This window comes from Streptomyces tanashiensis (assembly GCF_014648895.1).
Taxonomy (GTDB): Bacteria; Actinomycetota; Actinomycetes; order Streptomycetales; family Streptomycetaceae; genus Streptomyces; species Streptomyces tanashiensis.
On the sequence record NZ_BMRZ01000002.1, the window covers coordinates 927,269 to 942,117 of the forward strand.

The window sequence follows — 14,849 nt, forward strand, 5'->3', positions numbered from 1 at the left end:
GAGGGCCGGCATTGCGACAGCATGCGACGGCCCGGCCGGGCGTTCCCGGCCGGGCCGTCGCATGCTCCGTCAGTCCGCGAGCCGGGCGGTGTAGTCGCCCGCGCCCTTCACCGCTGCCACGAGCGCGTCGGCGTCCACGTCGACGCCCTCCTCCAGGCGCACCACGGTCCGCCCCTTGCGGACGTCGGTACGCGCGGAACGGACGCCCGCCAGTTCCTCCAGCTCGTCGTCGATGAGCATTCCGCAGCTGGAGCAGTGCATGCCCTCCACCAGCAGCACCAGCTCCTCCCCCGTCTCGGGGGCCTTCTTGTTCCTACGGCCGAACAGGCTCACGGAAGCCTCCTCACGCGAAGTCGATGACGCCGGTCTGCATGCCCATGGCGCAGGAGAAGCGCAGCGTCCCCGCCTTGGGCGTGCCCAGGTCGACGGCGGTGTCGCCGTTCTCCTTGACGATCTCCCGTACGCCCATCGCCGGGATCGTGAAGGCACGAGCGCAGCCGCCCGCGTCCTTGCCGCGCAGCACCAGCTCGGTGGGCACGCCCGCCTTGGCGGCGAAGGCCGTCGTCTCGTAGAAGTCCGTGACCGTGAGGGTGAGGATCTGCTTCCCCGAGGCGTCCGACCGCACCGGGGCGTCCGACGCGGCCTGGGCCCTCGGCCCTGCGGGCGGCTCGGCGGCCGCGACCGCCGGCCGGGCGTCCGTACCGAAGGAGACCCAGCCGCCCGCCTGCAGCGCGGAGGTGATCGTCCAGACCGCCACGGTCAGGACGACGACGCCCGTGAGGCTACGCAGGTGCGCAGAGACGGATCCGGCGGCCCGGCGGAAGAGATGGCCGAGGACTGTGAACAGCGGTGCGGTGCCGAGGACGAAGCCCGCCATCACCGCCGCCCCGGCCACGGGCGAGCCGGAGGTGATCGCGACCAGCTCGACCGACAGCGTCACCCCGCAGGGGACGAGGACGGTGGCGAAGCCGACCAGCGCCGGCGTGAGGGCCGACGTCGTCCTGGCACTGCGCCGCACCACCCGGCCGAAGGAGGCCGGCGGACGGGGCACGAGCCGCCCGACCGCCTTGACCCCGAACAGATCGAGCGCGAACAGCAGCATCAGCGCCCCGGCGATGATCAGCAGCACCGCCTGGGTGCGCGGGCCGGGTTGAAGGGTCTTGCCGAAGGTACCGAGCAGGGCGCCGAGCACCGTGTGGGAGGCGAGTTTCCCGGCCAGGAACGCCCCGACCGGGGCGAGGTCGCCGGGCTTCACCGCGGGGAGCGGGCCTCCGGCGGAAGGCTTCCGGCTGTCGGCCGCACGGCGGGTGACCGCCCCGGCCAAGAGACCCCCCTGAACGGCGGCGCACGAGGCCCCGCCGGCGAGAAGACCGGTGCCGGCACCGGTCATGAACAGAGCGATGGACGACGGCATGCGTCGTGACTCCTGATTCTGCGACGGCACGCGGGCGTGCCGAAGTGGACGTGAGAGGACCGGCGGCCCGGGAGGCGGCAGGGCCTCACGGGCGGTCGGTATCACGTCCGCGATACGCAGAGTCGATGCGGATCAGGAGGGGGAAGGGGCTCGGGCGGCGCGTGGGGCCAGGCCGTGTCCGGGACATGGGCGCAGGGCGAGGTCGACGACGGGCCGATGGGATCCGCAAGCGGCTGAACGTCCTGCGTGAGGGTGCCCTGGGGCGACACGCACTGGGGATCGACCATCGGACACCGCGTACCGGCCGCACCCGGTTCGGCCGCCGTCGCGGCAGCCGGATCGCCGGCTGCCGAAGCGAGAGCGGGCGTAGGAGCGGGAGCGGAAGTCGAAGCGGGAGCGCCCATCGCCTCCATGGCCATGCCCGGCATCGCGGGAGACATCGGAGCCATCGGGGCCATCGCCATCGCCGGGCGGGCCAGCCCGCCCAGGCAGAACAGCAGCGCGCACACCAGAAGCGCCCCGGACCATGCCCGGAGCGGCATCGGCAGACGGCGCACCATGCCCGTCATGCTGGGCGACACCGGTCAGCGACCGACGTCGGGCATCACCTCACGAACGTGCCGTGGAGGTCAACGCCCCAGCAGGCCGGCGATCTGACGTGCTGCTTCCCGGGCGGGTCGGCCGACACCGATGAGGGTGGCGGAAGCGAGGCCGGTCCAGTCGCCGTAGCCGAGGAGGTGGAGGCGTGGTTCGCCGAGGGCCTGGGTGCCGGTGGTGGGGATGTGGCCGCGGGGACCTCGCAGGCCGAGGGGGGCGAGGTGGGAGAGGGCCGGGCGGAAGCCGGTGCACCAGATGATCGCGGCGGCGTCGGCGGTGGTGCCGTCGGCCCACTCGACTCCGGTCGCGGTGACGCGGGCGAACATCGGCATGGGCTTGAGGAGTCCGGCGTCGCGGGCGGCTCGCACCGGCGGCACCGCGACGATGTCGCCGAGCGAGGCGACGCCACCGGTGTCGGTGCGGCCTTCGTCGAGGGCTCGGCGGCGGGCCGTCGCGTGGTCGAAGAGGGCGCGGCCGTCGATCTCGTCCGCGAGGTAGCGGGGTTCGCGGAGGGTGACCCAGCTCAGCTCGGTGTCGTACGCGAGGTCGGCTGCGATCTGGGCGCCGGAGTTGCCGCCGCCGACCACGATCACCGGCTGTCCGGCGAAGTCCGCCGGTCCGCGGTACTCCACCGTGTGGAGCTGAGCACCCTTGAACTCCGTACGCCCGGGAACGGCCGGGACGAACGGACGCCACCAGGTGCCGGTCGCGCTGATCACCGTACGGGCGCGCCAGGTGCCGGCATCCGCCTCCACCCGCAGGAACTCGCCGTCACGGTGAACTCCTCCGACGCGGACGGGGCGTGCGACGGGAAGCTCGTACCGCTGCTCGTAGTCGGTGAGGTACGAGACGACGTGGGCGGCCTCCGGGTACGTCTCGCCCGGCTGGGGCGGCATGAGCCGGCCGGGGAGGGAGGAGTACGCGGCCGGGGAGAAGAGGCGCAGCGAGTCCCAGGTGTGCTGCCAGGCGCCGCCCGGGGTGGCCTGGGCGTCGAGGATGACGAAGTCCAGGCCGAGGCGGCGCAGGTGGTAGCCGGCGGCGAGCCCGGCCTGGCCGCCGCCGATCACCACCACGTCCACGGCCCGGGTCATCCGGCGTCCGTCCTGCCGCGCGTGAAGATGACCGCGACCAGGGCCAGGCCGACGGCCGCGCCGATGATCTGCATGCCGACGAACGCCGGGACCGAGGCGGGTGCGATGCCGGCGAAGGTGTCCGTGAAGGCCCGCCCGATCGTCACGGCCGGGTTCGCGAAGGACGTGGACGAGGTGAACCAGTAGGCCGCGCCGATGTACGAGGCGACCGCCACCGGCGCGAAGCGGAGTCGGTCCGTCCGGGCCAGGCCGAAGATCAGCAGGATCAGGCCGGCCGTCGCCACGACCTCGCCGAGCAGGAGGTTCCCCGCAGAGCGGTCGTGCGTCGACCACTTCACCAGCGGCGCGCCGAACATCGCGTCCGCCAGCACCGCGCCCGCGATCGCGCCGACGGTCTGGGAGGGGACGTAGACGGCGAGCTCGCGCGCGTTCACGCCCGCCCCGCCGCGGCGGGCGGTCCACCACTCGGCCAGGGTGACGGCCGGGTTGAAGTGCGCACCGGACACCGGCCCGAGGAGGACGATGAGGACGCCGAGGCCGAAGACGGTGGCGGTGGAGTTGGCGAGGAGCTGGAGTGCCACGTCGTCGGTGAGCTGGGTGGCCTGGATGCCGGAGCCGACGACGATCGCCACCAGGGCGGCCGTGCCGACGAACTCGGCGGCGGCCCGTGCGGCGAGCGGGGTACGGGGCGGGGTGGCGCCGGGCGCGGGCTGCGGCGACGGGTCGATACCTATGGCGTCGCGCGCGGCGGGCTCGGGGGCGTTCACGGGCGGGTACTCCTCGGCAGGTGAGGCGAGAGGCTACGGGCAGGCTCTCTTGGTGTCGGCGTTCGCGCGGGCGGCTGCCGCCAGGTCGGCGAACTGGCCGGCCAGGGCTTCGATGACGTCCGGCTTGAGCCGGTAGTAGGTGAAGCGGCCGCACGGCTCCGTCTCCACGACCCCGGCCTCGCGCAGCACTCTCAGGTGGTTGGAGAGGTTGGTCTGCTTGGCACCGGTCTCCTCCACGAGATGGGTGGTGCAGAGCGTCTCGCGGGCGAGCAGGGTCACGATCTGGAGGCGCAGGGGATCACCCAGCACCCGGATCAGATCAGTATCGACTGACGTCATCATGGACTGATACTGTCACATCACCCGAGGCTGATACCAGCCTGGACCGACCTCTTTGGATCCAGGGGTTTCCCCCCTGTCTCGAGGAAGAACCGATGACCGCTCCTCTCGCCTCCGTGCTCTTCGTCTGCGTCCACAACGCCGGCCGCTCCCAGATGGCCGCCGGATTCCTCACTCACCTGGCCGGTGACCGCATCGAGGTCCGCTCCGCCGGCTCGGTCCCGGGTGACCAGGTCAACCCGGCCGCCGTCGAGGCCATGGCCGAGGTCGGCGTCGACATCTCCGACCGGAAGCCGAAGGTCCTGACGACCGAGGCGGTCCAGGCGTCGGACTACGTCATCACCATGGGCTGCGGCGACGCCTGCCCGGTCTTCCCCGGCAAGAAGTACCTGGACTGGGCCCTGGAGGACCCGGCCGGCCAGGGCGTCGAGGCCGTCCGCCCCATCCGCGACGAGATCAAGGTGCTCATCGAGGGCCTCATCGCGGAGATCGACGCGAAGCGGGAGGCGTGACCGCAGCGACCCCGGTCGCACTCTCCACGTGACTGAAGCCGGTCCGGCGCGCCCCCACTTGGCGGGGCCCAGGGGATGGGATCAGGACGATCGATCTCTTCCCGCTCGCGATCACATCCGCCCGGTCGTCGGCGGACTGTGATCACCTCTCGTAGAACGCGGTGTCGGGAGATGCTCAAACCTTCCCGGAGAGTGAAACCGCCACACATCCCCCAGCGGTGGGGATGTCCTGTTCTGTGCTGCCACGTGACGGTTCCGGGCTAGAACGGTGCATGTGCCCCCGGCACTGGTCGACGGTCTGGATCGGTGCCTGATCCCCCGTACCCAGGCTTGGTCCCGTCGCGCTCGGGCGTCACCCCGCTCGCCGAAGGATGCGATGTGCCAGGGGCACTCCCACGGACAGCTCGTGCCGGCCCGGCGTTCGCCCGGGTCGGCCGTACCGAGAGGACGACTTCGTGAGCAACCCGCAGGACGACGCGGTCAGCGCGGTCACCACCGCCCAGCTGAGCCGGATCGCCGGGAACGGCCTGTACACCTCGGCCACCTCGATCGACCCGGCCGCGGCCAACGTCGCACAGGCCCTGATCGCCACCCTGAACGGCTCGGCGGAGCAGCCGCTGCTCCCCGCCGAGCTGCAGAAGCTGACGGAGCAGGTGCAGGCCAAGGCGAGCATCGGATTCCCGCGGATCACCGCCGACGACGGAGTCAGCCTGTCGGCACACACCATCAAGCTCAACACCACCGAGCCCCGTCCCGTGGTGATCGTGCCCGCGGGCTGGACGCCCTTCGGCTGGGCCCTGTTCGAGTACGCGTACCTGCAGCTGGCGCTGCGCGGCTACCACGTGCTCGCCTACACGCCCCGCGGCCTCGGGCTCACCTTCCCCGTCCCGGGCGGCGGTTACGTCGACGCGCCGTTCACCTCCGGGGGCACCATCGACGTGGCCGGGCCGCTGGACCGGGCCGACGGCTCCACCGTCATCGACTACGCCGTGCAGCACTTCAACCCGAGCAAGATCGCCTTCCTCGGCGAGTCGTACGGCTCCGGCATCAGCCAGCTCGTCGCGGCGCACGACCCGGACGCGCGCGTCGACGCGGTCGTGGCCCTCAGCACCTGGGGCGACCTGGCCGACAGCCTCTACCAGTACGAGACCCGCCACGTGGCGGCGGTGACCGCCCTGATCAACTTCACCGGCGGACCGCTGGAGCGGAAGTTCGACCCCGCCACCCGGCAGCTCCTGGAGGACTTCCTGGCGGGCCGGAACCTCGACCTGGTCGTGGCATGGGGCAAGGAGCGGTCACCGCGCTCGTACGTCGACCGGACCAACGCCCGCGGCGTTCCGACCTTCCTCTCCAACACCTGGCACGAGACGCTGTTCCCGGCCGGGCAGGTCGTCGAGCACTTCGAGCAGCTCACCGTGCCCAAGCACCTCAACCTGTGGATCGGCGACCACGCGGCCCCCGAGGGTGCCGGGCTGACCGTGCCGTTCAGCGGGCCGAACCTGCCCGTGGAGGAGGCGTTCGCCTGGCTGGACCACCACGTGCTCGGGACCGACAACGGCGTCCCCGGCTGGTCGCCGGTCCGCAGCCAGATCATGTTCACGTACAAGACCCGGACCGACCCGGGGACCGGACAGAACGTCATCACCGAACCGGCCGTCCGCGAGGACGCGGACTCCTGGGCCGACGTCACCAAGAGCACCGAGCAGTGGTACCTCACCGGCACCGCCGCTGATGACCGCCGTGACGGCGGGCTGGTCACCGGCTCACCGGAAGCCGGCTGGAAGCAGGAGTTCACCGCGGGTGAGCTCACCGACGCCACCGCCGTGGACGAGATCATCAAGACCGGCCAGGCGGAGTGGCAGGGCAACCCGAAGGCGTACGCCACCGACAAGTTCGACCGCCGACACCTCGCCGTGTGGTCCAGCGCCCCGCTCCCGGCGGCCCGGCGCGTCCGGGGCATCCCCGAGCTCACCCTCACCGTCCGCAGCACGGCCCGGGCCACGACCCTCGTCGCCCTGCTCCTCGACGTGAGCGCCGACGACACGGCCCGCATCATCACGCACGAGCCCCTCACCCTCACCGACCTGACCCCCGGCCAGGACCGCACCGCGACCTGGAAGCTCCAGCCCGCGGGCTACGACCTGGCGGCCGACCACCGGCTGATGCTCGTGCTCACCAGCAAGGACCCGCTCTATTCCGACGAGAGCGCCTCCGGCAGCACCACCACGATCACCTCCGTCGACGACACCGCCGCACACCTGCTGCTGCCTCTCGGCTGACGCGGCACTCCACGGGGTCTCGCCCCTGACTCGACAGCCGGCGCGCGGGCAACGGCCCGCGCGCCGGCTGTTCCGGCTTCGGCGGCGGGCGTCAGAAGCCCCCGCCGCAGCTGAACCCGCCGCTGAAGCCGCCGGCGCCTCCCGTGGCGGTGCCGCCCGACGGATTGCTCCGCCCGGACGAGGAGCCCCGCGCGGGAGGCGGTGCGGTGAACGTGCGGAAGTCCTCGTGGAACAGGTCCCGCCACCAGCGCCCGAAGCCGATGCCCGCCAGCTCACGCTCCGTCTCGGCGAGCGCCGCCCCGTCCCACCGCACGTCGGGCAGGTCGAGATCCACGATCGCCCGGCGCAGGCCTCGCAGGTCGACGTGCGGGCTCTCCTCCGGAGCGGCCCCCTCCGGCGCGTCGTCGCGCGGGACGTCGTGCCGGAAGACGTACACGGCACGCCGGCCCGCCTCCGTCACCTCCGACCAGCCCCAGAAGGCCCGAGCGGCCAGCACCGACCTGTGGCGACGGGTCTCGTCCTGCTGCCGGGCCCGTTCCTGCGCGGCGATCTCCACCATCTCGGCGAGGGCCCGTCCTATCTCCCGGGCCACGGGCTCGTACGCCTCGGCCGCCTCCCGCGTCACCTCCTCGTAGCGCCGCGCGGTCGTCTTCCAGTCTCTGAAGGCACGCTGCGCGGCGACGTACCGCCACCACGGGACGGACGCGGCCCGCCGGTGGGCCGCCTCCAGTTCGGCACTGACGTCGTTCACGACGATGACGTACTCGGCGGCGGCCCTCACCCAGCGGCTGCACGCCTCCGGGGTGCACGCGACGAGTTCCCCCCGGCCGTCCACGACTCCCGGGGACCGCACGAGAAAGACGGAGGCGCCCAGTCGCCCGTCGAGCAGCCCCCGGCAGGCCCGCTCCTCGACGCCAACCCGGCCGTCGAGCATGTCGACCCGCTCGCGTTCCTCCTGGGCCGGAAGCCGGTCGCCGTGGTGGGTCAGCTCCGGCAGTCTCCGGCGACTCATCCGCTCCACCCCCGCGATCCCGTACTCCCCGTCTCCTCCCCCAGCGTTCCCCCGCGCCCCGGCATCCAAGCCGGGGCGCGGGCACTGGCGTTGCTCAACGGCGCAGCGCCACGGCGGCGTGGTGGCCGTCCGGCACGACCACATCGGCGAGCAGCCATCCGGCGGGCGCGGTGGCCACCGGGCCGGAGCCGACGTAGTCGGCGGACGGGTCGGCGCCCAGGCCCGTGCCGATGCCTTTCAGGTAGGCCTCCTTCCTCGTCCAGACCCGGGCGAAGGCGGCGGGGCGCAGGGCGGGGGCGAGGGCGGCGAGTTCGGCCGCCTCGGCCGGATGGAGGACCTCCGCCGCCTCCGTGACGGTGTGCGGGGCCGGCACCCGCTCGATGTCCACGCCGACGGGGGTGGAGGCGACGGCGATCAGGCTCAGTCCCTCGCAGTGGGAGAGCGAGAAGTGCAGGCGCCCGTCGGGCAGTACGGGGCGCCCGTGCGGCTCGCCGCAGCAGGGGCAGGGTGCCCGGGCCACCGACACGGTGCGGGGCGCGACGTCCAGGTGGGCGCCGAGCACGCGGCGGAGTCCGACGTGCGCGCACAGATAGGTGGCGCGGTCCCCGGCGCGCCGGAACTCCTCGGCACGGGCCAGTTCGGTGGTGTCCAGGACGAGGGGTGCGTACCGGGTGACGGTGTCCTGGTGGGCTTCGGTGGCCACCAGCCACAGCTGCGGTCGTACGGGGCGCAGCCCCGGCAGCCGTGGCAGGGCCGTGGTCAGGAGTGGAAGGGACGTGGGAATCAGCGGGCCGGCCGGAGGAGCCTCCGGCGGCGGGGCAACCAGCGGAATCATGTCTGCCTCACACGGACGTGGCGGTGGGCTCCGGTGCGGTACGGGTACGGGCGTCGGCGCGCGGCGCGGCGGTGGTCGCTCCTCCGCGCAGGGCGACGGCCGCGGCGACCGGGGAGAGGAGGGCGAGGCCCGCGCAGAGCAGCCAGGTCCCGGTCACCCCGAGGTAGAGCGAGACGGGGCTGAACACGGCCAGGGACAGCGGTGCCGCGCCGATGCCGGAGAGGGCGAAGGTGGACATCGCCGCGCCCATCCGGCCCTCGGGGACGGCCTGTTGGTACGCGGTGACCAGGGCGGGCCCGTTGAGTCCGGAGAGCAGGCCGACGGCGCCGGCCGTGGCGGCCAGGAAGACGGGCGAGGGGACGAGCGCCATGGCGGCCATGCCGGCCGCGAGGCCGGCTCCGGTCACCACGAGCTTGGTGTGTGCGGGGATGCGGTGGGCGAGGGCCGCGCCGAGGGCGGCGGACGCCAGCGCGCCGGCTCCGAAGACGGCCAGGACCATGGCGACGGCGCCGACTCCCCAGCCCTCGTCGGCGGCCCGCAGGGGCAGGGCGACCTCGGCCGGCCACAGGAACGCCAGGTCCATGCAGAAGCAGGCGATGAACATCCACCGCAGGCGCGGGTGCGCGGCGAGGAGGCGGAAGCCGTCGCCGGAGCGGCGCAGCAGGGAAGGGCCCTGGGGGGCCCGCTCGGGCCGGGACATGCCGTGGGTGACGTGGGTGGCGCAGGCCAGCCAGACGGCGCAGCCGACGGCTGCCGCCGTCATGGCCACGGGCAGTCCTCCGACGACGACCAGCCAGGCGCCGAGGGGCGATCCGGCGATGGGGGCGAGGCGGAGCACCATGGAGAAGAGCGAGTTGGCGCGGCCGAGTTGGTCCTGGGGGGCGAGGCGGGGCAGCAGGACCCCGGAGGCGGGGCCGGTGAGGCCGAGCAGAACGCCGTCGACGAGGGCGACGGCGATGAGCGGCCACAGGGTCTCGGTGGTGGCGGTCACCGCGATGCCGGCGGCGAGGACGAGGATCCGGACGCTGGTCGCGCGGAGCAGGACGGCGCGGGGGCCGAGCGCGTCGGCGAGTGCTCCGCCGAAGAGGAGGAGCAGGGCGCGCGGCAGGGTGGCGGCGAGGGTGACGTACGTGACGGCTTCGCGGCCGCCGAGCTGGACGGCCGTCCAGCTCATGGCGATCAGGAGGGCGAAGCTGCCCGCCTGGACGGCGGCCTGGCCGATGACGAGACTGCTGACGCGGCGCCAGTCGACGGCGGGCTCTGTGCCCGCCGGTGCGCTGGTCGTGGGGGTCGTTCCCATGGGGCCGGCTTTCTGTGGTCGAGGGACGGGGAGCCAGGAGGGTGCGGGAGCCGGGGTGTTCGGTCGCGCTCAGAGGGGCGGGCGGACGGGGACCCGGACGTCGGCGGCGTCGCCCCGGAGGGTGGCGGCGACGGCCAGGGCCACGGCGCGGTCGGCGGCCCGGCGCACGGCGCGTCGCCGGCGCGTGCCGAAGGCGCTGGGCCGTGAGGTGACGCGGGCGGGGGGCCGGGGCGTACGCAGTTCGACGCGGCCGCCGAGGTAGCCGCGGCCCGCCTCCGTGAGGGCGCGCTGTGCCGTGTGCCGGACCGTGGTGACGAGGCCCGTCCCGTCGTGGGAGACGGCCACGGTGATGCCGGGAGCCTCCCTGACGGAGAAACAGGCGTGGACGGTGCGATCCGTGCCGCGCCGCCGGTACGCGGTCATGGCGTCGCTCCCGCCGGGTCGGTGACGCCCAGGGGCGGTGCGTCGGCGGGCGCGAGGTGGGACGGGTGGCCGTCGGGCCACCACAGGTCCTCGGGCGCCAGGGCGGCGACGGTGTACTTGCCCAAGGCGCTGATGAGGAGGCGCAGTTCGAGGGCGATGCTGTCGACGAGGCGCTCCAGGCCGTGCTCCGGGTCCTCGTCGACGGCCACGAGGGCCGCGCGGCCCAGGCCGACGGCGGTGGCACCCAGGGCGAGGGCGCGCACGGCGCGGCCGCCTTCCCACATGCCGCCGGCGGCGAGGAGGCAGCCTTCGGGGCGGCCGATGCGGCGCAGGGATTCGGCGAGGGGCAGGCCGACGTGGTCGAGGAAGACGCCCGGGGCCCAGCCGGTGCCGCCCTCGGCTCCGTCGACGGTGACGGCGTCCGCTCCGGCGGACCAGGCGGTGCGGGCGGCGTGGGCGATGTCGCGGCCCGGGTGGAACTTCACCCAGGTGCGGGCCTTGGGGAAGTTGTTCCGCATGAAGCGCAGTTGCTGGCGGAGGATCTCGTCGGTGAAGGTGCCGGGGGTGGCGCAGCGCAGCTGCCGTTCGCCCTCGGGGTCGAGGACCTTGCGGACGGTGAAGCGGCGGGCGAGCTGCTCGGCCTCCGCGCGGTCGACGACGGTCATGCCGCCGAGGCCGGGTTTGGCCCCCTGGCCGGTCTTCAGCTCGAAGGCGAGCCGGCCGGTCTCCAGGAGGGGCCGGAAGGCGGGGTCGCTGTAGAGGAGGTTCCAGACCTCGGAGTCGGCGTCCTCGGTGGACTGCTGGACGACGACGCCGCCGGCTCCGTCGGGTGCGGCGTCGAGGTAGGCCTCGACGCGGGCGAGGAGTGCGGAGCGGGTGGCGTCGCCGGCGCGGCGGTAGCCGTGCACGGGGATCATGTTCTCCCCGATGACCATGGGGATGCCGAGGCGGGCGGCCTGCCGGCTCGCGTGGACGGCGAGGTCGCCGCTGCCGGCGCGGGTGGAGCCGAAGGCGGACAGGTAGAGCGGCAGTCGGGCGGTGAAGCCGCCGACGCGGGAGCCGAGGTCGACGTCGGTGAACTCCGGTTCGCGGGCGAGGTCGATGAGCTTCTCGAGGCGCTGGGGCATGAAGACGGGCGGGACGATGCGCGCCCGGTCGAGGCTGTCGGCGGGGAGGGCGCCGGCGCTGGGTCCGTACAGACGCGTGCCGTACGTGGTGGCGTCGGGGAAGACCTCGGCGGTGCCGTTGCGGGCCCGGGCGCGGATCGCTCCGTCCGGGAAGCCGGGGGTGCTGAGGGCGGTCACGGGGCCACCACCCCGGGGAGCTTCGGGTAGGCGCTGACCTGCCACAGGGCGTCGAGGCCGGTGAGGAAGCGGACCAGGCGCTGCAGGCCCATGCCGAATCCGGCGCTGGCCGGCATGCCGTCGCGGGCCTCCTGGAGGTACCAGGCGTACTTGGCGGGGTTCTCCCCGCTCTCGCGCATGCGGGTGACGATGGTGGCGTAGTCGGCCTCGCGTTCGCTGCCGGAGACGAGTTCGCCGTAGCCGTGCGGCGCGATCAGGTCGAAGTTTCGCAGGACGCCGGGGCGGTCGGGGTCCTCCCGGTCGTAGAAGCCGCGGGAGCCCTTGGGGTAGTCGTTGACGAAGAAGGGGCGGTCGCTCTCCAGGGAGAGGAGGCGTTCGCCGGCCCAGTCGATCTCGCCGTCGGGGTTCTGCGGGTGACCGGCGGCGAGGAGGGCGGAGACGGCGTCGTCGTGGGTGCGCACGTCGTACTTGCCGGCGCGGATGTCGGCGAAGTCGCCCTCGATCCGGCCGAGTTCGCGAAGGATCTCGGGGACGGCGGTCCAGACGTGCTCGGTGACGTGGGTGAGGAGGCCGGCGGCGATCTCCTGGGCGTCCTCGCGGCTCCCGTCGGCGATCTCCACGTCGATCTGGTGGAACTCGACGAGGTGGCGGCCCGTGGTGGCGGTCTCCTCGGGTTCGACGCGCACGTTGGGGGCGACGTAGAAGAGGCGGGGGAAGCCGCGGAGGGACGCCTGCTTGTAGAGGATCGCGCTGGTCATCAGCTTGTACGGGTGACCGTAGTAGTCGACGTCGAGCGCCTTGGCGCCGCGGCCGCCGGGGTCGGTGACGGGGCCGACGAGCGGGGGCAGCAGCTCGGTGAAGCCTTCGCCGCGCAGGAACGCGCGGGCGGCGTGGAGGGCCTCCTGCTGGACGAGCATGGCGGCGCGCAGGCGGGGCGAGCGGAGGTGTTCGCCCAGCGGGGGCGGGGTGGCCGGTGCGCCGGTGGGGTGGGGCGTGTCCATGGCGGGGCTCCTGTTCGGGGTGGTCGCGGGCGGCGGGTGCGGTGTCGGGCGGCGGCAGGTGCGGGGGGCGGGCGGCGGTGCGATGTCGGGCGGCCTCAGGGCGGCCGGTGCGTGCGGTGGTCGGGCGGCGCCGGAAGGGCGGGGCGGGGGTCAGACGGTGACAGGGGTGGCCGGTGGCCGGTCGTGGCCGTCGCCGCTGTCGCGGTGCCGGGGGCTGTCGTAGCGGTCGGCGACGTGGTGGAGGGCGGCGAGCAGACCGGAGGAGGTCAGCGGCGCGGCGTCGGCCGCCGTGTCCGGGCGGATCGGCATGGCGCCGGTGCGGGCCCACCTGAGGCGGCCTTCGGGGTCGACGAACCCCAGGGAACGGCCGGGGTTGTCGGGGTGGAGGCAGAAGGGCACGTCGAGCAGCCCTCGTTCGAAGGCAGCCGGCAGGGCCCGGGACAGGTCGGGGTGGAGACCGAGGACGGTCTCGATGAGCGTGCGGGCCTCCTGGTACACCTCGTCGTCCCCCTGGGCCGTGGGGCCGGGTGCCGGGGGTCCGGCGAGCGCGGCGGCCGCCGCGGCGGTCTCCAGGGCGCGGACGTTCTCCTCGACGGTGGGGATGCGGTGGGCCTCCGCGGTGGTCTTGACGATGAGGCGGCCGGCGCCGGAGCGCACGGCGAGCCGGGCGGAGGCCTCCAGGAGGCGGGTGGCGCCCTGTTCGGTGCGGGGGTAGACGCCCATGTAGGTGTAGAGGACGACGTGGTGGTCGATGTCGTCGGGCAGGAACTCGGCGGCGAGCCGGTGCAGGGCGCGCAGGGCCTCCTCGTCCTGGGCGGGGTCGGTCTGCTGGGCGTAGCTGAGCGAGACGCTGCGCAGCCCGTACTGGACGAAGAACAGGCATTCCAGGACGCTCGTGGCCACCAGCAGGCCGGGCGGGCAGAGCTGGCCGAGGAGGCAGCCGCCGAAGCTCTCCAGGTGGGGGACGGAGCCGGGGCGCGCGCCGGTGGCGAGCAGTTCGCAGGCGTGGGCCCATGCGGTGACGGACTCCCGCAGGGGGGTGCGGCCGTAGGGCAGGCAGTAGGAGACGGGGCCGCCTTCGGTGGCGTCGAGGCCGGCCGCGGTGAGCGCCCGGACGATGGCCAGGGGCCTGGCGGAGCCGTGCCGGACCTGTACGGGGAAGTCGGCGTCGAACAGTCCGTCGAGGACGGCCCGGGTGGTGGCCGGTGCGTGCGCGGCGATCGGGTAGCCGTTGAGGCGGGTTCCCTCGGCCACGGCGGCGCGGGCGGCGGCGAGGTCGCCGACGCGGGTGTAGCTGTCGACGGTCAGGGTGCCCGCGGTGTGGGCGGTGGCGGCCCTGGTCCGCGCGAGCCCGGCCCGCATGCGCTCGGGGTCGCCGAAGCCCATGCGGGGTTGGACGACGAGCCGGCCGGCGGCCGTGGACGCCGCGACGAAGCCGCCGAAGTCGGGGGCCTGGGCGGTCAAGCCGGCACCTCCCTGCGGGCGCGGGCGGCGAGGAACGCGCGCAGGGCGTCCAGGTCCTCGCCGAGCACGGCGTCGCAGCCGGCCTCGGTCAGCCGTGCCACGTCCGCTTCCTGGCGGTGCCCGGCGACGCCGAGCTTGCCCCCGAGCACCACGGGCAGGCCGGCCAGGGTCGGTTCGGCGCGCAGCAGGCGGACGGCGGCGAGTCCGTCGCGGTAGCCGTGCCCGTTGACACTGCTGAGCACCACCGCGTCGGGCGTGTGCCGCAGACAGCCGGCGAGCAGTAGCTCGGCGGGGGCGCAGGGCCCGAGCCCGACGACCTCGTAGCCCTGTTCCTCGAGGAAGAGACGGAGGTACACGAGATTCCATGTGTGGGAATCCGATGCGGTTCCGCTCAGGAGTATCTTCATGTGTCGAGGATAAATTTCCTGGGATTCCGGAAGGGGAAGTACGACCGGCAGCAAGGACCGGCACTTTCGCCTCCGGAATTCTCTCGGAATCCGGGCCGGCGGGA

At 73.7% G+C, this 14,849-nt stretch carries 15 protein-coding genes; 2 read left to right on the forward strand and 13 right to left on the reverse strand.

Going from position 1 to position 14,849, the window contains the following annotated elements:
• Window positions 1–69: 69 nt before the first annotated feature.
• From IE237_RS09740 to IE237_RS09760, 5 genes are all read right to left on the reverse strand, one after another.
• Window positions 70–333, reverse strand: a complete 264-nt coding sequence (locus IE237_RS09740; RefSeq protein ID WP_229842490.1) for a heavy-metal-associated domain-containing protein — start codon at window positions 331–333, stop codon at window positions 70–72.
• Between the two features lie 10 nt (window positions 334–343).
• The gene (locus IE237_RS09745; RefSeq protein ID WP_189801391.1) at window positions 344–1,414 is read right to left on the reverse strand and encodes an urease accessory protein UreH domain-containing protein; all 1,071 of its coding nucleotides are present in this window, start codon (window positions 1,412–1,414) and stop codon (window positions 344–346) included.
• A gap of 629 nt (window positions 1,415–2,043) precedes the next feature.
• On the reverse strand, window positions 2,044–3,102 hold the full coding sequence (locus IE237_RS09750) for an ArsO family NAD(P)H-dependent flavin-containing monooxygenase (RefSeq protein ID WP_189801392.1): 1,059 nt from the start codon (window positions 3,100–3,102) through the stop codon (window positions 2,044–2,046).
• Complete coding sequence (locus tag IE237_RS09755; protein ID WP_189801393.1) at window positions 3,099–3,869, reverse strand: aquaporin; 771 nt, start codon at window positions 3,867–3,869, stop codon at window positions 3,099–3,101. Before IE237_RS09755 ends, IE237_RS09750 begins: the two co-directional genes overlap by 4 nt.
• Window positions 3,870–3,902: 33 nt before the next feature.
• Window positions 3,903–4,211 (reverse strand): ArsR/SmtB family transcription factor, encoded by a 309-nt coding sequence (locus IE237_RS09760; protein WP_150161004.1) that lies wholly within the window; start codon window positions 4,209–4,211, stop codon window positions 3,903–3,905.
• Window positions 4,212–4,303: 92 nt separating this feature from the next.
• On the opposite strand from IE237_RS09760, the gene IE237_RS09765 reads away from it, so the two are divergent.
• On the forward strand, window positions 4,304–4,720 hold the full coding sequence (locus IE237_RS09765) for an arsenate reductase ArsC (RefSeq protein ID WP_189801394.1): 417 nt from the start codon (window positions 4,304–4,306) through the stop codon (window positions 4,718–4,720).
• Window positions 4,721–5,175: 455 nt separating this feature from the next.
• A complete protein-coding gene (locus tag IE237_RS09770; RefSeq protein ID WP_189801395.1) occupies window positions 5,176–6,999 on the forward strand; it encodes an alpha/beta fold hydrolase in 1,824 nt (607 codons plus the stop codon).
• Window positions 7,000–7,090: 91 nt separating this feature from the next.
• On the opposite strand, the gene IE237_RS09775 is transcribed toward IE237_RS09770, so the two are convergent.
• The 8 genes from IE237_RS09775 to IE237_RS09805 all read right to left on the reverse strand — a co-directional run bounded on the left by IE237_RS09775 (window position 7,091) and on the right by IE237_RS09805 (window position 14,745).
• Entirely contained in the window at window positions 7,091–8,011 is a 921-nt protein-coding gene (locus IE237_RS09775; protein ID WP_189801396.1) for a hypothetical protein, read from the reverse strand.
• A gap of 94 nt (window positions 8,012–8,105) precedes the next feature.
• Window positions 8,106–8,846, reverse strand: a complete 741-nt coding sequence (locus tag IE237_RS09780; protein WP_189801397.1) for a 4'-phosphopantetheinyl transferase family protein — start codon at window positions 8,844–8,846, stop codon at window positions 8,106–8,108.
• Window positions 8,847–8,853: 7 nt separating this feature from the next.
• On the reverse strand, window positions 8,854–10,146 hold the full coding sequence (locus IE237_RS09785; protein ID WP_189801398.1) for an MFS transporter: 1,293 nt from the start codon (window positions 10,144–10,146) through the stop codon (window positions 8,854–8,856).
• A gap of 69 nt (window positions 10,147–10,215) precedes the next feature.
• A complete protein-coding gene (locus IE237_RS09790) occupies window positions 10,216–10,569 on the reverse strand; it encodes a hypothetical protein (protein WP_189801399.1) in 354 nt (117 codons plus the stop codon).
• The gene (locus IE237_RS09795) at window positions 10,566–11,873 is read right to left on the reverse strand and encodes a glutamate synthase-related protein (RefSeq protein WP_189801400.1); all 1,308 of its coding nucleotides are present in this window, start codon (window positions 11,871–11,873) and stop codon (window positions 10,566–10,568) included. Before IE237_RS09795 ends, IE237_RS09790 begins: the two co-directional genes overlap by 4 nt.
• Window positions 11,870–12,874, reverse strand: a complete 1,005-nt coding sequence (locus IE237_RS40640; RefSeq protein WP_190105752.1) for an asparagine synthetase A — start codon at window positions 12,872–12,874, stop codon at window positions 11,870–11,872. Before IE237_RS40640 ends, IE237_RS09795 begins: the two co-directional genes overlap by 4 nt.
• Window positions 12,875–13,024: 150 nt before the next feature.
• Window positions 13,025–14,338: a methylaspartate mutase gene (locus IE237_RS40645; protein ID WP_229842491.1), complete on the reverse strand. Its 1,314-nt coding sequence runs from the start codon at window positions 14,336–14,338 to the stop codon at window positions 13,025–13,027.
• Window positions 14,335–14,745, reverse strand: a complete 411-nt coding sequence (locus IE237_RS09805; RefSeq protein WP_189801401.1) for a cobalamin B12-binding domain-containing protein — start codon at window positions 14,743–14,745, stop codon at window positions 14,335–14,337. Before IE237_RS09805 ends, IE237_RS40645 begins: the two co-directional genes overlap by 4 nt.
• Between the last annotated feature and the right edge of the window lie 104 nt (window positions 14,746–14,849).